Origin of the sequence: Methylobacterium ajmalii, from assembly GCF_016613415.1 — a bacterium.
GTDB classification, from domain to species: domain Bacteria; phylum Pseudomonadota; class Alphaproteobacteria; order Rhizobiales; family Beijerinckiaceae; genus Methylobacterium; species Methylobacterium ajmalii.
The window spans coordinates 1-20,925 of the sequence record NZ_JACWCT010000018.1 but is presented as its reverse complement, the minus strand read 5'-3'; the positions used below and the strand labels follow the sequence as shown (position 1 = coordinate 20,925).

Below are 20,925 nucleotides of genomic sequence, written 5' to 3'. Positions count from 1 at the left end.
CCTCATTACGAACACACCCTGGCGCGGGGTGGAGCAGCCCGGTAGCTCGTCAGGCTCATAACCTGAAGGTCACAGGTTCAAATCCTGTCCCCGCAACCAAACCAAACAAAAAACCCCGCTGGCGGAAGCCGGCGGGGTTTTTCGTATGTCGGTCGGCGCCTCAGCCCAGGGCGAAGCCGGAATAGCCGTCGGCGACGACCCGTTCGCAGAGGCCGCGGTAATGCGCCATGCCGCCGGCATAGGGCATGAACACCCGCGGCTTGCCCGGCACGTTGGCGCCGAGATACCACGAGCTGCTCGCCATCGGCAGCAGCGTCGCGGAGGCCGCTCGGTTCACCTCCGTCCCCCAGGATTCCGCCGCGTCTGGCGTCGCCTCGATCCGGTCGAGGCCGCGCTCGCGGAGATGCCCGATGCAGTCGGTGATCCACTCGGCGTGCTGCTCGATCGCCACCGGCATGTTGGTCAGTACCGAAGGACTGCCCGGGCCGGTCATGGTGAACAGGTTCGGGAAGCCCGGCACCTGCAGGCCGAGATAGCTCCTCGGGCCCGCCGCCCACACGTCCTTGAGCGCGACCCCGTCGCGGCCGCGGATGTCGAGTGCGAGAAGGGGACCGGTCAAGGCATCGAAGCCGGTGGCGAAGACGATCACGTCGAGAGGGTAGATGGCGTCCGAGGTGCGCACGCCCTCCGGCACGATCGCGGCGATCGGCGTCGCCTTCAGATCGACGAGCTTGACGTTCGACCGGTTGAATGTCTCGAAGTAGTGTGTGTCGATCGGCGGGCGCTTGGTGCCGAAGAGGTGGTCGCGCGGCGTCAGGGTCTCCGCCACCACGGGATCGTGGACGAGGCCGCGGATCTTGTCCCGGATGAAGGCCGAGGCGGTCTCGTTCGCGTCGGGGTCGAGCATGATGTCCCGGAACGCGGCGCGGAAGCGCAGGCCGCCCCGCTCCCAGGCCGCCTCGTAGATCGCCTGACGTTCCTGGGGCGAGACGGCGAGCGCCGAGCGGTCAGAGAAGTCGAACGGGTGCCCATTCGGCGCGGCGCGGGCCTTGGCGCGCAGCTCCGAGGAATTCTCGCGCACCCAGGTCCTGAATGCGTCGTCCATCGGGCCGTTGCGGGCCGGTACGCTGTAGTTGGCGGTGCGCTGGAAGACCGTGAGGTGAGCGGCCTCGGCGGCGATGACGGGGGTGGCCTGAATGCCGGTCGAGCCGGTCCCGATCAGCCCGACGCGCTTGCCCGAGAAGTCGACGCCGTCATGCGGCCAGCGGCCGGTATGGTACTGGGCGCCCGAAAAGCGCGCGAGGCCGGGGATCTCGGGCACGTTGGTGCTCGACAGGCAGCCGACGGCGGTGATCAGGAACTGCGCCTCGAAGCATTCGCCGCTCTCCGTGGTGACCGTCCAGCGATTGGCCGCCTCGTCGTATGCGGCGCCGGCGACGCGGGTGCCGAGCTGGATGTCGCGCCGCAGGTCGAAGCGGTCGGCGACGTGGTCGAGGTAGCGGCGGATCTCGCCGTGGTCGGGGTAGCGCTCGGTCCAGTCCCATTCGTCCTCGAGCTCGCGGGAGAACGAGTAGGAGTAGTAGTAGCTCTCGGAATCGCAGCGCGCGCCCGGATAGCGGTTCCAGTACCAGGTGCCTCCGATGCCCCCGGCCGCCTCCAGCACCCGGACCGATAGGCCGAGGCGGTCGCGCAGCAGGTGCAGCTGGTACAGGCCGGAGAATCCGGCCCCGACGACGATCGCGTCGTAGCGACGGACCGGGCCGGCCTCGATGGGATCTGTCATGGCGTCGGCGTCTCCCTGCCGGAAAGCCGTCGCGCCCGGCCGGGCGCCCGGTTTCCTGGTTGCCGGCACCGGCGATCATGGCGTGACCGCACGGCCGTCCCCGGCAAGGCTAACCCGCTTGCCGAACCGCGACCACGTCCCCGCGACGCGCGCCACCCATGAGGCCCGGTCAGGCCGCCCTGAGCGGCGGGGCCGGATGCAGGTCGAGCGGCCGGCCGGCCTTGGCAACCTGGCCCGGCACGTCGTGACCGACGAGGCGGGGGAGATCGCGGGAGAGGGCGAGCAGGGCGTCGAGGTCGAGGCCGGTCGACAGGCCCATCTCCTCGGCCATGCTCGCCAGGTCCTCGGTGCAGATGTTGCCGGTGGCGCCCGGGGCGAACGGGCAGCCGCCGAGGCCTCCGAGCGCCGCGTCGAACCGGCGCGCGCCGGCCTCATAGGCGGCGAGCACGTTGGCGAGGCCGCAGCCGCGGGTGTTGTGGAAGTGCAGCGTCAGGCGCTTCGGCCCGACGAGGGGCAGGACCCGGGCGACGAGGCGGGCGACCTGGCGCGGGTTGGCCATGCCGGTCGTGTCGGCGAGCGTGATGCCGTCGACGCCGAGCGCCAGATAGCGCTCGACCTGCGCCACTACCTTGTCCTCGGGCTCGACGCCTTCGAACGGGCAGCCGAAGGCGGTCGCCGCGGTGGCGTTGACGCCGACCTGTCCCCGCACCGTTTCCATGATCGCGGCAAAGCCCCGGATCGAGGCGTCGGGCGTCATGCCCATATTGGCGCGGTTGTGGGTCTCGCTCACCGAGGCGACGAGGTTGATCTCGTCGGCACGCGACGCGAGCGCCCGCTCTGCGCCCTTCGGGTTCGGCACCAGCGCGACGTAGGTCGTCCCGGGCCGGCGGGCGATCCCCGAAAAGACCTCGGCGGCGTCGGCGAGCGCCGGCACCGCCTTCGGCGAGACGAATGACGAGACCTCGATGCGGGTGAAGCCCGCCGCCGAGAGCGCGTCGATCAGCCGAATCTTGTCCACGGTCGGCACGAAGGCCGGCTCGATCTGGAACCCGTCGCGGGTCGCGACCTCCTGGATGACGATCCCGCTCACGCGACGGCTCCCTTCTGGCGTAAGGAAGCGATGCCGGCCTCGTCGAAGCCGAGCTCCGAGAGAACCGAATCGGTGTGGGCGCCGAGCGCCGGGCCCTGCCAGCGCACGCCGCCCGGGGTCTCTGAGAGCTTGGGCACGATGCCGGGCATCTTCACCCGGGTGTCGCCGGGCAGGTCGGCCTCCAGGATCATGTCGCGGGCGTTGTAGTGCGGGTCGGCGACGATGTCGGCGACCGAGTAGATGCGGCCCGCCGGCACCTCGGCGGCGTCGAGCACCGCGAGCGCGTCCGTCACCGTGCGCCCCCGGGTCCAGTCGGCCAGGACGGCGTCGAGCATGGCGGCTTGGCGTGAGCGGCCCTCGTTCCCGTGCAGGCTCGGATCCTCGGCGAGGTCGGGACGCCCGATCGCCTTCATCAGGCGGCGGAAGATCGGGTCGCTGTTGCCGGCGATCACCACGAAGCCGCCATCCTGGCTCGGATAGGTGTTCGACGGCGTGATGCCCGGCAGCGCCCCGCCGGTGCGGGTGCGGACCTCGCCCAGGAGGTCGTATTCCGGAACCAGGCTCTCCATGACGTTGAACACGCTCTCGACGAGCGAGACGTCGACGACCTGGCCGGCGCCCTGGCCGGTCTTGACCCGCAGGAGCGCCATCAGGGCGCCGATGACGCCGTGGAGCGAGGCGAGCGTGTCGCCGATGCTGACGCCGACGCGGGCGGGCGGGGTGCTCGGATCGCCGGTGGTGAAGCGGATGCCGCCCATCGACTCGCCGATCGCCCCGAAGCCGGGCCGGTCGCGGTAGGGTCCGGTCTGGCCGTAGCCGGAGATGCGGACCATCACGAGGTTCGGGTTCAGGGCCGATAGCGCGTCCCAGCCGAGGCCCAGCTTCTCCAGGCCGCCGGGGCGGAAATTCTCGACCACGACGTCGGCGCTCTGCGCGAGCTGCTTGACGATGGCGAGGCCGTCCGGGGACTTCAGGTTGACGGCGATCGACTTCTTGTTGCGCGATTGCAGGTACCACCAGAGCGAGGTGCCCTCGTGCATCTTGCGCCACTTCCGCAGGGGATCGCCCTCGCCGGGAGCCTCGACCTTGATCACCTCGGCGCCGAACTCCGCCATTAGACGGGTCGCGAACGGCGCGGCGATGAGCTGGCCGAGTTCCAGAACGCGGATGCCCGTGAGCGGACCACTCATGGCGTCGTCTCCCTGTCGTGTGTTCGCAGTCGTCATAGGCGCAGGACCCCGGGGCGATCCAACCGTATCTCGCGGGGATCGTCCTCCAAAGCGGGAACGCCGCACCGGAGCCTGCCGGTCCGGGTTCCGGCCGGGAGCATCGAGAGGCATGCCGCGCCTGAGATGCCGTTAAAGGCGACGCATACCTAGGGCGGCCACCCTCTTCCGACCACCGGGCCGGTGCGACGCACTGGTCGGGACTTGCCGGTTACCGTAAAGTGCCGGTGCCGGCAGCGTCAGTATCGTCGGTGCGATGAGGTGAAGGTGGCGATGCGGTCTGTGAAACCGGCGGAACTCACGGCCTGCGACCGGGAACCGATCCACATCCTCGGGACGCTGCAGCCGCACGGTTTCCTGCTGGCGCTCGAAGGACCGGACCTGCGCGTCGTCCAGGCGAGCGCCAATTTGCCCGACCTTCCCGGGCGTCCCGCCGACCGGGTCCATGGCCTGCCCCTGCGCGAGGCGCTGCCGGAACTGGGCGAGACGACCGTCGAGGCCCTGACGGCGCAGCTCGGGCGCGACGGTGCCACATATCTCGGTACCCTCGTCCTGGAGACCGGAACGGGCCTCACGGCCTACGACCTCGCCACCCACCGCTCCGGCGATCTGACGGTGCTCGAATTCGAGGAGAGCGCCGGCGAGGGCCTGGCGGCCGGAACCCTCGACACGCTCTATCCGCGGCTGCGCGCCTTCATCGAGGCGCTGCACGGCGCGTCGAGCGTCGCGGACCTGTGCGGGCTCCTCGCCGCCGACATCCGCCAGCTCACCGGGTTCGACCGCGCCCTGGTCTACCGCTTCGACCGCGACTGGCACGGCACCGTGGTGGCCGAGGACGGCAACGGCGTGCTGCCCTCCTACCTCGACCTGCGGTTTCCCGCCTCCGACATTCCGGCCCAGGCGCGCGAACTCTACCGCCGCAACCGCCTGCGCATCATTCCGGACGCCGCCTACGACCCGGTGCCGATCGTCCCGGCCCTGACCCCCTCGACCGGGGCACCCCTCGATCTCAGCCAGTCCGTCCTGCGCAGCGTCTCGCCGGTCCATGTCGAGTACATGCGCAACATGGGCACCATGGCGTCGATGTCGATCTCGATCCTGGTCGAGGGCGCGCTCTGGGGCCTGATCTCCTGCCACAACAAGGGGCCGCGGCGGGTCCCGCTGCAGACCCGCAACGCCTGCGACATCCTCACCCAGACCTTCGCGCTGCAGCTCGCCGCTAAGGAGCGCGGCGCGCTCGCCGAGCAGCGCCTGGCGCTCGGTGCGATCCAGGCCCGCCTGCTCGCCTTCATGGCCGAGGAGGAGAATTTCGTCGAAGGCTTCCTGAGGCACCCCGAGGACGTGCTGGCCCTCACCGATGCCGGGGGCGCGGCGATCGTCACCGACCAGCGCTGCCACCTCATCGGCCGCACGCCCTCCGAGCGGCAGGTGCGCGGCGTCTACGAGTGGCTCTCGTCCGAGCATGCCGGCGAGGCGGTCCACGCCACCGACGCCCTGTCGGAGGAGTATCCGCCGGCCAAGACCATCGCCGACACCGCGAGCGGGCTCCTCGCGATCTCGATCTCGGAGAAGTACGCGAGCTACGTGCTCTGGTTCCGGCCCGAGGTGGTCCAGACCGTGCGCTGGGGCGGCGATCCGACGAAGGCCGCCACCAAGGATCCGGCCGGCGGGCCCGACCGGCTGCACCCGCGCAAATCCTTCGAGACCTGGAAGGAGACGGTGCAGGGCCGCTCCCTGTCCTGGACGGTGCCGGAGATCGACGCCGCCAAGGACCTGCGCGCCGCCGTGCTCGGCATCGTGCTGCGCCGGGCCGAGGAACTGGCCTCCCTCACCGAGGAATTGCAGCGCTCGAACAAGGAGCTGGAGGCATTCTCCTACTCGGTCAGCCACGACCTCAGGGCGCCGTTCCGCCACATCGTCGGCTATGCCGAGCTCCTGCGCTCGCGCGAGGGCGAGAAATTCTCGGAGCGCGGGCGGCGCTACGTCGACACGATCATCGAGGCGGCGTTCTCGGCCGGCACACTCGTCGACAACCTGCTGACCTTCTCGCAGATGGGCCGCAACGCCCTCAACCGCATCCCCTGCGACATGAACCAGCTCGTCGAGGACGTGCGCCGGCGGATGATCCGCGACATCCCCCTCGAACGGGCGATCCGCTGGCAGGTCGGCGCGCTCGGCCGCGCCCAGGCCGATCCGGTGATGATGCGGCTCGTGATCGAGAACCTGCTCTCCAACGCGGTCAAGTACACCCGCGGGCGGGCCGAGGCGGTGATCGAGATCGGGCGCGAGGCGGACCGCGACGGCGAGGCGGTGTTCTACGTCCGCGACAACGGGGTCGGCTTCGACATGGCCTACGTCAACAAGCTGTTCGGCGTGTTCCAGCGCCTGCACCGGGTCGAGGATTTCGAGGGTACGGGCATCGGGCTGGCCAATGTCCGCCGCATCGTCGAGCGTCACGGTGGACAGGTCCGGGCCGAGGGTGTCCTCGGCCAGGGCGCGACCTTCCATTTCACGCTCCCCATCCGCTAGAGACGATCCATGGCCGACCTCAAGCCGATCCTCCTCGTGGAGGACAATCCCAACGACATCGAGCTGACGCTGGCGGCCCTGGAGAAGAGCCAGCTGGCGAACAAGATCGTCATCTGCCGCGACGGGGCCGAGGCGCTGGAATTCCTGCGCCGGCAGGGACCGCATGCCGACAGGCCGGTCCAGGACCCCGCGGTGGTGCTCCTCGACCTCAAGCTGCCGAAGGTCGACGGGCTCGAGGTGCTGGCGGCGGTCAAGGGCGATCCCCGGACCCGGGCGATCCCGATCGTGATGCTGACCTCCTCGCGCGAGGAGAGCGACCTCGTGCGCTCCTACCAGCTCGGGGTGAACGCCTTCGTGGTGAAGCCCGTCGGCTTCAAGGAGTTCTTCGAGGCGATCCAGGACCTCGGGGTGTTCTGGGCCGTGCTCAACGAGCCGCCGCCGCACCGGGCGGACTGGATCTCCGGTGGTTGAGGCGCGGGCGCCGGAGGACGGCGCGGCCCCCCTGCGGATCCTGCTTCTCGAGGACAGCGACCTCGACGCCGAGCTGCTCGGCGCCGTCCTGGAGGATGCCGACCTCGCCGTCGCCCTCGACCGGGTGATCAGCCGGAACGCCTTCGCGGCGGCGACGGCGGCGGGCTGCCACGACATCATCCTGGCCGACTACGTGCTGCCGGCCTTCGACGGCATGAGCGCGCTCGCCATGGCCCGGGCGCACTGCCCGGAAATTCCCTTCGTCTTCGTCTCCGGCACCCTCGGCGAGGACGTGGCGGTCGAGGCGCTGAAGAACGGCGCCACCGACTACGTGACCAAGCAGCGCCTCGACCGGCTGCCGCGGGTCATCCTGCGCGCCCTCTCCGAGGCCCGCGCCCACGTCCTGCGGCGCCAGGCCGAGCAGGCCCTGCGCGACCTCAACGAATCCCTGGAGCAGCGCGTCGCCGAGCGGACGCGGGAGCTCGCCGAGGCTAACACCGCGCTTCAGCACCAGATCGCCGAGCGCGAGCGGATCGAGGACGCGCTGCGCCAGGCCCAGCGCCTCGAGGCGGTGGGCCAGCTCACCAGCGGCGTCGCCCACGACTTCAACAACCTGCTCACGGTGATCGCCGGCAACATCGAGTTCCTCGAACGCGCCGTCTTCGACGACCGCTCGCGGCGGCGCCTCGAGATGATGCGGGGCGCGGCCGAGCGCGGCGCCCGGCTCACCGCCCAGCTCCTTGCCTTCTCGCGGCGCCAGAAGCTCGAACCGGTGCCGGTGCAGCTCAACCGCACCGTCGCCTCGATGCGCGACCTCCTGCAAAGCTCGATGGGCGGCTCCAGCCGCATCGAGATGACGCTGCAGCCCGACCTCTGGCCGGCCCTCGTGGATGCGACGCAGATCGAGCTCATCATCCTCAACCTCGCCATCAACGCCCGCGACGCGATGGCGGTCGGCGGCTGCCTGACGATCGAGACCGCGAACGTGCGGCTGACCTCCCCGCCGGCCCGGGTCGAGGAGCCGAATCCCGGCGAGTACGCCATGGTGGCGGTGAGCGACACCGGCACCGGCATCCCCGCCGAGGTGCTGGCGCGGGTGTTCGAGCCGTTCTTCACCACCAAGGAGGTCGGCAAGGGCTCGGGCCTGGGGCTCGCCCAGGTCTACGGCTTCGCCAAGCAGTCGGGCGGCGGCGTGCGCATCGACACCCGGGTGGGCGAGGGGACCTCGGTCCGGGTCTACCTGCCGCGGGCGGCCGGCGAGGCCGCCCTGCACGAGTTGCGCCCGGCCCTCGCCGACGTCTCGCTTGCCCGCGACGCCAGCGACAAGCGGGTGGTTCTGGTCGTCGACGACGACAGCGCGGTGCGCGACATCACCACGACCCGCCTTGCCGAGGCCGGCTACGCCGTCCGCGAGGCGGGCTCGGGCCTCGCGGCGATCCAGGCGCTGGAAGCCGACGCCGCGGTCGACCTCGCGGTGCTCGACTTCGCGATGCCGGGGATGAACGGCGTCGAGGTCGCGACCGTGATCCGCAGCCGCTGGCCGGCGATCCAGATCCTGTTCGTCACCGGCTACGCCGATCACACCGCCTTGTCGCAGGTCGATGTCGGCGGCGACGACCGGGTGGTGCAGAAGCCGTTCCGCGGCGAGGACCTCGAGCGCAAGGTCGCGTCGATCCTGGAGCGCCGCCCGCGACTGACGCTGGTGGCCGGCGGCGCCGGGCGCTGAGGCGCCCCCGCCGGACGACCGGCCGGACATACGACCGGATGAAATTCGATCGCCGCACCTCGATCGCGATGTGGTGAGGCGCGGCGGCAGCGCCGCTGACGTCCCGGATTCCGCGTGCTAGGGTCCGCCCATAAGGACCGGTTCGCATGATCGGCCGGTCCAGGGGGGAGGAAAGTCGCCGCATGGCAGGATCCGTGACCGGAGCCCCGTCGCTCCCGTTCCGCCCAGCCTACTGCGCCGTCGCGCGGGGCGCCTGCCGTCATCGCCTTTCCCCGATCACGCGACTTCGCGCGCCCGGTTCACGGGCCTTGCCGGCCCGTCCGCCGGCTCTCCGCGCTCGCGCTCCGTTCACGTTCCAGCATCGCATCGCGAGGTTCACATGACAGTGACCAAGTTCGGCCTCGGCCAGCCGCTGCGCCGGGTCGAGGACCGTCGGCTGATCACCGGCGAAGGCAATTACGGCGACGACCACGCGCCTGCGGGCTGCCTGCATGCGGCGCTCCTGCGCAGCCCGCACGCCCACGCGACCTTCACCATCACCGACGTCGAGGCCGCCCGGGCGATGCCCGGCGTGCACCTCGTCCTCACCGCCGAGGACGTCGTCGGTCTCGGCGACATCAAGTGCCAGGCGCCGCTGCCGAACGGGGACGGCAGCCAGAACCACGTCGCCAACATCCCGCTGCTGGCCAAGGGCAGCGTGAAGCATATCGGCGACGCCGTCGCCTTCGTGGTCGCCGACACGCTGATCCAGGCCCGCGACGCCGTCGAGGCGATCGGCATCGACTACGAGGTGCGGCCGGCCGTCGTCGGCATCCGCGGCGCCATCGCGGGCGGCGCGAGCGCCGTATGGGACGAGCAGCCCGACAACGTCTCGTTCGACTCGACCATGGGCGACAAGGCGCCGGTGGACGCCGCCTTCGCCAAGGCCGCCAAGGTGGTGAAGGTCGAGGTCGAGAACCAGCGTCTGGTCACCAACTACATGGAGACCCGCAGCGTCGTCGCCGAGTACGATTCGGGCGCGAAGCGCTTCACCCTCACCATCCCGAGCCAGGGCGTGCACGGCCTGCGCAAGACACTGACGGGCGTGCTCGGGGTGACGAAGGACCAGATCCGCGTCGTCACCGGCGATGTCGGCGGCGGCTTCGGCACCAAGACCTTCACCTACCGCGAGTATCCCCTGGCGGCCGAGGCCGCGCGCCGGCTCGACAGGCCGGTGAAGTGGGTGTCGGAGCGCGGCGAGCACTTCGTCGCCTGCACGCAGGGCCGCGACAACCTCTCGGTCGGCGAGGTTGCGCTCGATGCCGACGGCACCTTCCTCGCCATGCGCTTCGACGTCATCGGCGATCTCGGCGCCTACCTGTCGCAATACGGGCCCTACATCCCGTATCTCGGCGCCACGATGCTGACCGGCGTCTACAAGACCCCGGCGGTGTTCGTCCGGGTGCGCGGCGTCTACACCAACACCGTGCCGGTCGACGCCTATCGAGGCGCCGGGCGGCCGGAGGCGGCCTACCTGATCGAGCGCCTGGTCGACCGGGCGGCGCGGGAGACCGGGATCTCGCCGGCCGAGATCCGCCGGCGCAACTTCATCCCGCCGAGCGCGATGCCCTACACCACGCCGATCGGCGACCGCACCTACGACACCGGCGACTTCGCCGCCCATATGGGCCGCGCCGTCGAGGCGGCGGACTGGAACGGCTTCGAGGCCCGCGCCGCGGAATCCCGGGCCAAGGGCCTGGTGCGCGGCATCGGGCTTGCCACCTACATCGAGTGCACCGCCTGGGGCGAGGGCGAGGACGTCAAGATCACCCTCGACAAGGACGGCGGCGCCACCGTCTATGTCGGCACCCAGTCGAACGGGCAGGGCCACGCCACCGCCTACGCCCAGTTCGCCGCCGAGCATCTCGACCTGCCGCTGGAGCGGATCCGGGTGGTGCAGGGCGACACCGACAAGGTGGCGACGGGTGCCGGCACCGGCGGCTCGCGCTCGATTCCCGTCGGCGGCATCTCGGTCGGCGCGGCGTCGCAGAACCTCGCCGGCAAGCTCAAGGAACTCGCCTCCGAGGAGCTGGAAGCGGGCGTGCAGGATCTCGAGATCGCCGAGGGCGCGGTGCGGGTCGCCGGCACCGACAAGTCGATCGACTTCGCGGCGCTCGCCAGCCTGCCGAAGGCCAGCGAGGCGACCCTGACCGGCCAGGGCGACTTCGTGCCGCCGAGCGCGACCTACCCCAACGGCACCCACGTCGCCGAGGTCGAGATCGACCCCGAGACCGGGATCACCGAGGTCGTGCGCTACACGATCTGCGACGATTTCGGCATCGTGGTGAACCCGCTGCTCCTCGCCGGCCAGGTCCATGGCGGCGTGGTCCAGGGCATCGGCCAGGCGCTCCACGAGCGCACGGTCTACGACGCGGAAGGCCAGCTCCTGACCGCGAGCTTCATGGACTACGCCATGCCGCGGGCCGGCGACGTGCCGTTCTTCCACTTCGAGACGAAGAACGTGCCCTCGACCACCAATCCGATGGGCATCAAGGGCGCGGGCGAGGCGGGCAGCATCGGTTCCTGCCCGGCGGTGATGAACGCGGTGGTCGACGCCCTCGACCGCAGCGTGGGCCTGCGCGACATGGACATGCCGGCGACCCCGGCGCGGATGTTCGCGGCCCTGGAGCCCCTGCGCAAGGCGGCGGCCGCCTGACGGCGGTCACCCGTCGCGCAAGACCTTCGCGGCGCCCGGCCTTTCGAGCCGGGCACCGTTCGCGGAGGGCCGTGATCGGCTGCCGCAGCGCACGGCCGAGCTCCGGCGGATGGGGCGTTCGGGCGAGCCGCAAATGGCCGATATCCCGGCGGATGTGGTGGGACGCGGTCAGGGTCCGATGCACCATCACGCCGGCGAAATAGGGGTTGCCAAGCCGGGGCGGACCCCTTAGATCCCACTTCCACCGGCGGGGAGCAATTCCCGCTGTACAGGCGCCCGTAGCTCAGCTGGATAGAGCACCAGACTACGAATCTGGGGGTCAGAGGTTCGAATCCTTTCGGGCGCGCCACTCCATACTTGATTGCCCGACCTCGATCGTTACGCGATCATGGTCGGTACATATTCGAAGACATGATCTTCGATCGGGCGCCCGTAGCTCAGCTGGATAGAGCACCAGACTACGAATCTGGGGGTCAGAGGTTCGAATCCTTTCGGGCGCGCCATTCCATACTTGATTGCCCGACCTCGATCGTTACGCGATTATGGTCGGTACATAGTCGAAGACATGATCTTCGATCGGGCGCCCGTAGCTCAGCTGGATAGAGCACCAGACTACGAATCTGGGGGTCAGAGGTTCGAATCCTTTCGGGCGCGCCACATTCCGTATGCAGTTTCCAGCCTCGCACCGTGATCCGATACCGCCGGTCGCCTGAAGCGCATCGGGCGACCGAGGCTTGCCTCGACATGGCGGCACCGTCCGGCATTCCCGCCTCGTGGGATACGATCTCGGAAGATCACGTCCGAAATTCACACGATCGAACCGTGCGGCGCTCGAGTGACGCCGATTTCCCGTATTGCTGAAGTGATCTACTGGAAATCGCGCGACGAGCCGACGCTGGCGTTTCGCGGGCGCGGTGCTTGGTGAATTCCTCCGCCCTGGTGCAGGATCTCGGCGCGCCTTGATGGATCATGCGGCGGCTTTCGACGTGTCTGGCAGTGATATACAGGATAATTGCTGTCGTCATGAAGGTATTCGCCCTTGTCTCAGACTGGATCTTTCTCTCTCCGGTCGCTGCACGGTCGCAGGTGACAGACCCCGATCCCGCGAAGACCGATAGCGTCGATGCCATCGAGAGCCGGGTCGACGCGCCAACTTTCATCGGATTTGCATTTTCTCTGCATGGCGAAGAGAAAATCGCGCGAAAGTGTAAGTGGATCAAAAATTTCGGCGAAAAATCCCACCATCATCGAATGCCGGCTGCTAGAGCACTTCACGATCGCGTTGCATTCGCGAATCTCTCTAAGTCATTGTTTTGTCGCATTTTCTGCGACGAACCGGTTTCCACTTCGTCGGAAAACGCTCTAGGCCGATTACGGTGGCGGGACATTACGAGACCCGGCGCATCGCGCTGAGCTCGTCCGGCATCCTCGCCGTGCTCGATCTGCCCGATCCGGCACAGCTCGCGCGCGGGGGAGGGAATCACGAACGCCGCCGTTCCCGGACCGCTGATCGATGCGATGCGCCGAGGGCACGGTGCCGTCCGGGATGGTCGAGGCGATGCGCCGATCCGGCAAGTTCCTCGGCGAGAAGGTCGTGTCCAATACGACCGAGCAGGCGACCCCGGAAACCCGCTTCGGCCGCCGCACGGCATCGCGCGCAGCGTGTCCACCGTCGCGTCGCATCCCGGCAAGACGCTCAACGGTTGCGTTTATCGGACCACCGCGCTCGTCAAGACCGGTAAGTCCCCGTGAACCCGAAGGGTGCCCAGCCCGACGACGTCGCGGCATCGACGACGGAGCCGGCATCACCCGGTGCCGTGCGCCGCGTTCACCGGGCCTACACCCTCTCGTCACATGATCCCGCCGCCGGTCGGAGCCTGGCTGTGTCCCGTCCGACAGGACGGCGCGATCGTCGTCGGTAATCGGATGTCACCCGGATGAGCACGCACGCCACGCGCCGAAACCTAGTCGATGCGACGGCCGAGAGATTCAAGCCGCCGGTCTTCCGACCCCGCCGCTCGCGCTGGGACGACATCCTCGCCGCGGGCCGCCGCCTCCTCGACCTCCAGGCGGGCTCCGCCTGGCGCGACCTGCGCGGCGTCCTCGCCGCCGCCTCCGGCGACGTGCTCGACGTCGGTTGCGGCGCCCAGGTCTTCCGCCCGCTCCTGCCGCGCACGGCTCGCTATCGCGGCATCGACCGGGCCGATGCCCGCGACCGTTTCGGCTACGCGATCCCCGACACCGAGTATTACGAGGGCGACGACTGGCCCGTCGCGCCGTCCTCCATCGATCTCGTCCTGTGCACCGAGGTCCTGGAGCACGTCGAGGCCCCGGCGCCCTTCGTCGAGAAACTGTTCACCTGCCTGCGGCCGGGCGGGCGCCTCGTCCTGACGGTGCCCTTCGCGGCGCGCTGGCACTTCGTTCCCTACGATTACTGGCGCTACACGCCGTCCTCGCTCGATCGGCTGCTGCGCCGGGCCGGATTCCGCGAGATCCGCGTCACTGCCCGCGGCAACCCGGTCACCGTTGCCTGCTACAAGGCGATGGCGCTCTGCCTGATCCCGCTCGGCGATCCCGCCGGACACCCGGCGCAGCGCCTTCTCGGTCTCGTCCTGCTGCCGGTCCTCGGCCTGCTCGGGCTGATCGGCACCCTGTCGCTGCGCGGCGACTGGGGTGAGGATTGCCTAGGCTACACCGTCACGGCCCGCCGGCCGGACTGACGACCCGTCGGCCGGAGGCCTCAGAAGATCGTCCCGGCATGCTCCTGATGGGCCGGGTGGTCGGGCCAGCACATCGCCTGCGGGACGAGCCGGATCTGCGTTTCGGGCTTGCTCAGAACTCGATCGGCGAGATGGCCCTGCAGGTGATCGATCCGGGCGACGTAGTGGAACAGCGGCCCGGTATTCGGCGGCGTCCGGGCGGCAGCGAGCAGTGAGCACGCACTCACCGCGAAGGCCGGCAGGCGGACGGCCCGGATCACCTCGTAGGCCGGCGTCACCGCCCCGAAGCCGAGGATCGCCACGGCGATGATCCGGCGCGGGCCGTGCAGGTCCGGGACAGTCGCGCCGACCCTGAGGGCCAGGAGGGCCAGCGCCGGGATCGAGGCGCGCATCACGAAATCCGCCCCCCCGAGCCGGTAGAGTGGCACGACGAGCAGCAAGCCGGCGACGAGGCCGATCTCCTCCCGCGTCCAGCGGTCGCCCGACGGCCGTGCCAGCCAGAGGATCAGCAGGAAGGGCAGGAGCTCGAAGGCGATCAGCAGGACGTAGCGGCTGGCGAAGGCCCCGCTCAGGTCCTGGAGCCCGTGCGGGACCCGAGCGGCGTCGGCGCCGAGATAGAGCGCGACCGGCACGAGCCCGAGCCCCGCGAGGGCGAGCGCGGCGAGGCCGGCGCGGGTGAGCCGGCGCGCGACGAGGTCGGCGACGAGCGCGACGAGGAGGAAGGGCAGGGCGCCCATCATGCTCAGCGGCGACCAGAACACGCACAGCCCGAACACCACCGCGAGGGAGGTCGCCCGCAGGGTGCCGGCGCGCCACAGGCAGAACGCCCCGACGAAGATCCAGCCCGACGCCGCATGGTTCGGTACCCAGAAGAGCTGCGTGACGTGCGAGGAGAATTGCAGGGTGCCGAGCCACTGCTCGAGATGGCGGCCGGGGATCAGCGGATCGTCGACGATCATGCTGCCGACGATGTCCCAGCCGCTGAAGACCACGAAGATTGCGAGCACCATGAGGCCGCGCCGGCGCGACGGCGCGAGGGAGGCAAAGCCGTAGAACAGGCAACCGAATAGGATCGTGTCCTGGGCGAGCAGCGCGGCATGGGCCCCCTTGAGACCGACGAGCTTCCCGATCGCCGCCGGCAGCAGGTAGAGGCCGAGCGGCGCGCGCAGCATCGTCGCGTCGCCGGCGTAGAGGTAGCCGACCGGCCAGGGCTCGGCGACGAGGTCGTGCAGCACCGCGTCGCGGATCAGCCAGTCGTCGTTGGCGAAGAACAGGTGTGCCTGGCCGCCGAGCAGGCAGAGGGCGAGGGCGGTGGCGAGGCAGGCGAGCAGGAGCCGCCCGTCGAGGCGCGCGCGTGTCCGGGCGAGGTCGCGCAGCACGAGGGCGAGCGCCGCCACGACGCAGGCGCAGGCGCCCGCCGCCAGCGGCGGGCTCGCCAGGTGGGTTCCCAGGAACAGGAGGTTGGGCGCCGCCGCAAGCCCGAGCACCACGGCGAAGGGCAGGGAGCCGAGGCCCCGATGCGGCGTGTCGTTCGGCCGCACGGCGTCGTGCGTCACGGCCGGGCCCCGCCCTCGGGCGGCAACTCCGTCGCGGTGCCGTTGCGGATCAGCGCCGCCCGGATCAGCCGCGGCCGCGCCTTCACTTCCTCCATGATCTTGGCGACGTACTCGCCGACGAGCCCGATCCCGAACAGGTTCAGCGCGCCGAAGAACAGGATGGCGAGCTGGGTCGAGATCGCGCCGCGCGGGGCGATGTCGGGGACGGCGAGGCGCAGAATCACCATGGCGAGGCCGATCAGCGCGGAGAGGCCGAGCAGCGCGGTCCCGGTGGCGGTGAGCAGCTTCAGCGGGGTGTTGCTGAAGGAGAAGATCCCGCGCTTGGCCCATTCGAGGTTGGAGAGCAGGTTGTTCGTGCTCGATCCGAACATCCGCTTGGGTCGCACGTAGTCGACCCCGGTCTGGCGGAAGCCGACATAGGCGCGCAGGCCCCGCATGAACAGGTCGCGCTCGGGGCAGTTGAGCAGCCAGCCGACGACGCGCCGGTCCATCAGCGAGAAGTCGCCGGCATCGTGCGGGATGCGCACGTAGCTGAAGGCGGCGAAGACACGGTAGAACGCCTTGTAGAGCAGTCCCCAGACCAGCGGCATGTCCCGCTTGACGCGCCGGCCGTAGACTACGTCGTGGCCCTGGACCCAGGCGGCGTGGAACTGCTCGATCAGCTCGGGCGGGTCCTGGAGGTCGCCGTCGAGGAGCACGCAGGCCTGGGCGGTCGCCAGCTCCATGCCGCTGCGGAACGCCATCTGCGAGCCGAAGTTGCGCGAATGCGTGATGCCGAGCACGTGCGGGTCTTTGGCCGACAATTCGCGGATGCGCTCGCCGCACCCGTCCGGGCTCGCGTCGTTGACGAAGATGATCTCGTAGTCGACGTCGATCTTGCGGAAGACCGCCGTGAGGCGTGCGTGCATGATCGGCACCGCCTCCTCGTCCTTGTAGCAGGCGATGATCGCCGCGATGCTGCGCCGGCGCGTCGTTCCGGCCTTGGTCAGGCCGGTGAGGTCGGCCCCCGCCTCCCGCATCCAGGCGGCGGTGCGGGCGAGCCCTTGCGCCAGCGGCGTGCCGGCGCGCCACCCGAGGAGGCGCTCGGCCTTCTCGGGGTTCGCCTGCCAGCGCGCCATGTCCCAGGCCCGGGGCGCCATCGCGCCGAAAAGCGGCGCGTCCGCGATCCCGAACACCTCGCGGGCGGTGCCGGCGAGGTCGCGGATCGTCGTCTCGGTCCCGGTGCCGATATTGATCGATTCGCCGTAGAGGTCGGGCGACATCTTGGCGGCCGCGCGCACGAAGGCCTCGCACGCGTCCTCGACGTAGACGAAGTCGCGGGCGATCGTCGGGTCGACGAGGTCCGGGTAGCCGCCGGCAATTCCCCGCGACACCACGGCCGGGATCAGCCGGTTGGCGTCCTCGTAGGGGCCGTAGACCGAGTAGAGCCGCAGGTTGGCGACCGGCCAGCGCCGCGTCTTGCCGGCATAGGCCAGGTACTGGGCGGCCGCCGCCTTCGAGACCGCGTAGGCGCTGTTGGGGACGAGCGCCGCGTCCTCCGCGGGGGCTGCGGAGTTCAGCCCGTACTCGGAGGAGGAGCCGGCATGGATGTAGGCGGCGAGCCGCCCGCTCTCCGCCAGGCGCTCGACCCGGTCGACCAGGGCGGTGAAGTTGGTGGCGTAGATCAGGTCGGCGTCGGTCTCGAACGAGTAGGCGCCGTAGGCGATGCAGTCGAACACCGTCGCCGGACGGATCGCCTCGGCGAAGCTGGCGAGCGCCGCCCGGTCGGTGACGTCGACGGCGACGAGGTGCCTCGGGTCGATGCCGCGCAGCCGGGGCGCCGGCAGGGTGCGGGCGACCGCGTAGACGTCGCGCCGCCGTGCCAGGATGTGGCGAAACAGGTTGCACCCGACGAAGCCGCCCGCGCCCAGCACGGCGATGGGACCCTTGAGGCCGTCGATCCAGTCCGTGGCGGTCGGGGTCATGCGAGGAGCCCGCGCAGCGCCTCGGCATCGAGGCCGCTCTCGCGCCGGTGGAAGCCTTGCGAGCCGTAGGTGCCGGACGGGTAGCCGGCCGCCGTCACGGTGCGGAAGCCCGTGAGTGCCGCGGCGTTCGTGAGGCACCAGGCGGCAAGCGCCTGGCCGAGGCCGCCCTGCGCTACGTGCTCCTCGACGACGCAGAGGGTGCGGCCGGCCAGCGCGTCGGAAAAGGCTTGCGGCGGCGGGCTCAGGGCGAGCGGCAGCTCGCTCACCGCCCACACCTCCGGTCCCGCGTCGCCGTCCTGCGCGAAGGCGCCCCAGGCCACGCCCGCCATCGGCCCGACCGCGACGACGACCGGGCCGCGCCCGGCGCGCAGGCGCCGCCACGGCGCGTAGGCCGGGGCACGGCAGCCCGTCGGCAGCTCGCCGCGGCCGAGCCGGACGTAGACCGGACCCGGCGACGCGCCGGCCGCCGCGACGACGTCGGCGACGTCGGAATCGAAGGCCGGCACCAGGATGCGCAGGGACGGCAGCGTCGAGAGGACGCCGTAATCCTCCAGCGCGTGGTGGGTCGGGCCCATCACCCCGTAGCCGTAGCCGCCGCCATTGCCGAGCATCCGCACCGGCAGGCGGTGCAGGCAGACGTCGTTGCGGATCTGTTCGAAGGCGCGGGCGTAGCAGAACGGCGCGATCGTGTAGGTCCAGGGCTCGAGCCCCTCGCTCGCCAGCGCCGCCGCCACCCCGATCATGTTCTGCTCGGCGATGCCGGCATTGAAGAAGCGCTCGCCCAGCGCCTCGCGCAGGGGCTCGAGGGCGCCGAAACCGAGGTCGCCGGTGAGGAAGACCAGCTCCGGCCTCGCCGCCCGGGCGACGAGAGCCTCGCACAATTCCCGCCGCATCAGGCGCTCTCCCCGGTGGCGGTCTCGCCGGACATTGCCTCGGGCGTGCCGAGGATCGCCGCGAGGTACTGCGCCTCGGTGAGGGGCAGGTAATGGCTGTCGAGCCGGCCCTCGATCGCCGGCACGCCGCGGCCCTTCACGGTGTGCAGGACGACGACCACCGGCCGGTCGGTGCCGGGGGCGAGCGCCCGGCGCATCGCCGCGAGGTCGTGCCCGTCCGCCTCGCGGATCTCGACGGCAAAGCCCGCGAGCGTCCGGCCGATCGGGTCGAGCGAGGCGACCTCGCCGGTGGTGCCGAAGCCCTGGAGCCGGTTGTGGTCGATCAGGATCGTCAGGTTGGCGAGCCGCTGGTGGGCGCAGAAGATCAGCGCCTCGAAGGTCGAGCCCTCCTGCCACTCGCCGTCGGAGGTCAGGCAGAAGACCCGTCCCGTCCGGCGCTGGAGCCGGGCCGCGAGGGCGAGCCCGGCGGCGAGCGAGAGCCCGTGGCCGAGGCTGCCGGTGCCGAAGCGGCTCCCCGGCAGGCCGCGGGCAGGGGGGTGGCCGGGCAGCCGCGTGCCCTCGCCGTGGAAGCTGTCGAGCTCGGCATCGGCGATCAGCCCGCGGCTCCATAGGGTGACGTAGAGCGCGCCCGCCGCGTGGCCCTTCGACAGGACGAAGCGGTCGGCCTCGCCCAGCAGCTCGTGGTGGACGAGCATCATCGCGTCGAGCGCCGACAGGTTGCCGCCGAGATGTCCGACATCGGCGGTGCGGTGCATGGCGAGCAGCCGCCAGCGCGCCAGCGTCAACAGGCCCGGGGCCAGCAGCCCGGGTTGCGGCGCGGGGGGCGATGCCGTCGCGACGGTCCCGGGCGGCCGGCTCTCCGCCCGAAGGGTGTGTCCGTGCCGTGCCATCCGCCCCGATCCCGCTGCTCCCCGAGAGACGGAACGACGGCCATGGTTAGCGTCCCGTTAAGCCGCATCACCGGAACTACCGGTCCGCACCGCCGCGGGGCTCCCGCCCGCGTTCCGCCGCCGTGCGGATCCGGTCCGGCGAGGTCGATCCCGCGGCCGCGGCTGTCGTCGCCCGGCGTCCGGGAAGTTGCCGATCCGTGAATCGGCCTCCCAGGGCGCGGGATGTTCTCGATCGGGTCGTCCACCGGAGCGCTTGTTTCGCCGCTTGTCCCGGATGGAGGATGCCGGAGCGCCGGTGCGTTTACCGGAGGCTCAGCTTTCGCCCAGATATTGCCAGGGACGGCCGGCATGTGTGGCGGAGTTTGTTCGTGCGTTGCTTCAAGCCCCCGCTGCCGTCGGGACTCCGTGCCGGTCTCCTCGCCGGCGGTCTCGCCGGTCTCCTGGCCGCCTCGCCGGCGCAGGCGGCGCAGGAATGCCGGAGCGACGCCCTCGGCACCGCCCGCACCCTCGAGGTGCCGTTCGCGCAGGGCCCCGTCGGCCGGGCGAGCTATCGCGGCACCCTGCCGCTCGCGCGCGGCGAGGTGGTGCTGACCTTCGACGACGGCCCGCTGCCCCGGCGCACCAACGCGGTGCTCGACGCGCTCGGGGCCGAATGCGTGAAGGCGACGTTCTTCGTCGTCGGCAGCATGGTGGCGCAGTTCCCCGATACCCTGCGGCGGACCGCCGCCGAGGGCCACACCGTCGCGACCCATACCTGGTCGCACCGCTACCTCGACCGGGTCCGCAGCCACGCGGTGCGGCGAGACCAGATCAACGGCGGGCTCGCCGCCGCCCGCACGGTGCTGGCCGACGACGAGACCGCGCTCTCGCCGTTCTTCCGTTTCCCCGGGCTCGGGCACAGTCCGGCCCTCGACCGCTACGCCGCCGCCCAGCGGCTGCTGCCGTTCAGCATCGACGTCGACGGCGACGACTGGAAGCGCATCGCCCCGGCGGCGGTGATGGAGCGGGTGCTCCGGCGCCTCGACGCGGCGGGGCGGGGGATTATTCTGCTCCACGACATCCAGCCCCGCACCGTCGCGATCCTGCCCGACCTGCTGCGCGCCCTGAAGGCCCGGGGCTACCGGGTCGTCCACGTCGTGCCGGCGCGGGCCGACACGCAAGCCGCGCTGGCGGCCCTCGACGCCCCGCAGGCGCGACCCATCCGCCTCGCCCTCGACCGGCTCGGCACCCGCATGGCGGCCCTGCGGCCGGCCGGCGAGCGCCGGCGCGTCGCCGAGGAAGCGCCGCTCCTGCTGCGGGCGGGCCTGTTCGAGGAGGACCCGGCGCCCCCGCCGCCCGCCCCGGCGCCCCGCGACCAGAGCCGGACCGTCGCGGAGGTGCGC

Annotated in this window: 14 protein-coding genes and 4 tRNA genes; 11 read left to right on the top strand and 7 right to left on the bottom strand. The window is 70.8% G+C overall.

All coding sequences use genetic code 11. The annotated features are described in order from the left end of the window. The first annotated feature begins 22 nt into the window (after positions 1–22). Positions 23–99, top strand: a tRNA-Met gene (locus HPY23_RS03100). Between the two features lie 61 nt (positions 100–160). On the opposite strand, the gene HPY23_RS03095 is transcribed toward HPY23_RS03100, so the two are convergent. From HPY23_RS03095 to HPY23_RS03085, 3 genes are all read right to left on the bottom strand, one after another. After that, positions 161–1,783 (bottom strand): flavin-containing monooxygenase, encoded by a 1,623-nt coding sequence (locus HPY23_RS03095; RefSeq protein WP_091890162.1) that lies wholly within the window; start codon positions 1,781–1,783, stop codon positions 161–163. Between the two features lie 169 nt (positions 1,784–1,952). Next, on the bottom strand, positions 1,953–2,873 hold the full coding sequence (locus tag HPY23_RS03090) for a hydroxymethylglutaryl-CoA lyase (protein WP_091890166.1): 921 nt from the start codon (positions 2,871–2,873) through the stop codon (positions 1,953–1,955). After that, complete coding sequence (locus HPY23_RS03085) at positions 2,870–4,063, bottom strand: CaiB/BaiF CoA transferase family protein (RefSeq protein WP_091890169.1); 1,194 nt, start codon at positions 4,061–4,063, stop codon at positions 2,870–2,872. The genes HPY23_RS03090 and HPY23_RS03085 overlap by 4 nt, the downstream gene beginning before the upstream one ends. Positions 4,064–4,372: 309 nt before the next feature. On the opposite strand from HPY23_RS03085, the gene HPY23_RS03080 reads away from it, so the two are divergent. The 9 genes from HPY23_RS03080 (at position 4,373) to HPY23_RS03040 (ending at position 14,240) form a co-directional block, all read left to right on the top strand. Beyond that, positions 4,373–6,628 carry an ATP-binding protein gene (locus tag HPY23_RS03080; RefSeq protein ID WP_091890240.1) on the top strand — a complete coding sequence of 752 codons (2,256 nt, stop codon included), beginning with the start codon at positions 4,373–4,375 and terminating at the stop codon, positions 6,626–6,628. Positions 6,629–6,637: 9 nt separating this feature from the next. Continuing rightward, a complete protein-coding gene (locus HPY23_RS03075) occupies positions 6,638–7,099 on the top strand; it encodes a response regulator (RefSeq protein ID WP_091754986.1) in 462 nt (153 codons plus the stop codon). Further along, entirely contained in the window at positions 7,092–8,825 is a 1,734-nt protein-coding gene (locus HPY23_RS03070) for a response regulator (RefSeq protein ID WP_200601636.1), read from the top strand. Before HPY23_RS03075 ends, HPY23_RS03070 begins: the two co-directional genes overlap by 8 nt. 379 nt (positions 8,826–9,204) lie before the next feature. Beyond that, positions 9,205–11,520, top strand: coding sequence for a xanthine dehydrogenase family protein molybdopterin-binding subunit (locus HPY23_RS03065; protein ID WP_091890175.1), 2,316 nt, complete (start codon positions 9,205–9,207; stop codon positions 11,518–11,520). A gap of 272 nt (positions 11,521–11,792) precedes the next feature. Further along, positions 11,793–11,869, top strand: a tRNA-Arg gene (locus tag HPY23_RS03060). A gap of 77 nt (positions 11,870–11,946) precedes the next feature. Continuing rightward, positions 11,947–12,023: transfer RNA gene (locus tag HPY23_RS03055), tRNA-Arg, on the top strand. 77 nt (positions 12,024–12,100) lie between these two features. After that, positions 12,101–12,177: transfer RNA gene (locus tag HPY23_RS03050), tRNA-Arg, on the top strand. A gap of 366 nt (positions 12,178–12,543) precedes the next feature. After that, entirely contained in the window at positions 12,544–12,933 is a 390-nt protein-coding gene (locus HPY23_RS03045) for a hypothetical protein (protein WP_139235044.1), read from the top strand. A 524-nt stretch (positions 12,934–13,457) separates the two neighbouring features. Further along, a complete protein-coding gene (locus HPY23_RS03040; protein WP_091890179.1) occupies positions 13,458–14,240 on the top strand; it encodes a class I SAM-dependent methyltransferase in 783 nt (260 codons plus the stop codon). Between the two features lie 20 nt (positions 14,241–14,260). Here HPY23_RS03040 and HPY23_RS03035 read toward each other — a convergent pair whose 3' ends face one another. The 4 genes from HPY23_RS03035 to HPY23_RS03020 are packed head-to-tail and all read right to left on the bottom strand — an operon-like array spanning position 14,261 to position 19,543. Next, complete coding sequence (locus HPY23_RS03035; RefSeq protein ID WP_091890183.1) at positions 14,261–15,796, bottom strand: hypothetical protein; 1,536 nt, start codon at positions 15,794–15,796, stop codon at positions 14,261–14,263. Next, positions 15,793–17,760, bottom strand: a complete 1,968-nt coding sequence (locus HPY23_RS03030) for an NAD-dependent epimerase/dehydratase family protein (RefSeq protein ID WP_091890186.1) — start codon at positions 17,758–17,760, stop codon at positions 15,793–15,795. The genes HPY23_RS03035 and HPY23_RS03030 overlap by 4 nt, the downstream gene beginning before the upstream one ends. Further along, positions 17,757–18,653 (bottom strand): transketolase family protein, encoded by an 897-nt coding sequence (locus tag HPY23_RS03025; RefSeq protein WP_091890189.1) that lies wholly within the window; start codon positions 18,651–18,653, stop codon positions 17,757–17,759. The genes HPY23_RS03030 and HPY23_RS03025 overlap by 4 nt, the downstream gene beginning before the upstream one ends. Continuing rightward, positions 18,653–19,543 (bottom strand): 1-deoxy-D-xylulose-5-phosphate synthase N-terminal domain-containing protein, encoded by an 891-nt coding sequence (locus HPY23_RS03020; RefSeq protein WP_236012575.1) that lies wholly within the window; start codon positions 19,541–19,543, stop codon positions 18,653–18,655. Before HPY23_RS03020 ends, HPY23_RS03025 begins: the two co-directional genes overlap by 1 nt. A gap of 368 nt (positions 19,544–19,911) precedes the next feature. Between HPY23_RS03020 and HPY23_RS03015 the strand changes: the two genes are divergently transcribed. After that, positions 19,912–20,925, top strand: a 1,014-nt coding sequence (locus tag HPY23_RS03015; RefSeq protein ID WP_200649555.1) for a polysaccharide deacetylase family protein, incomplete at its 3' end; no start/stop codon positions are given.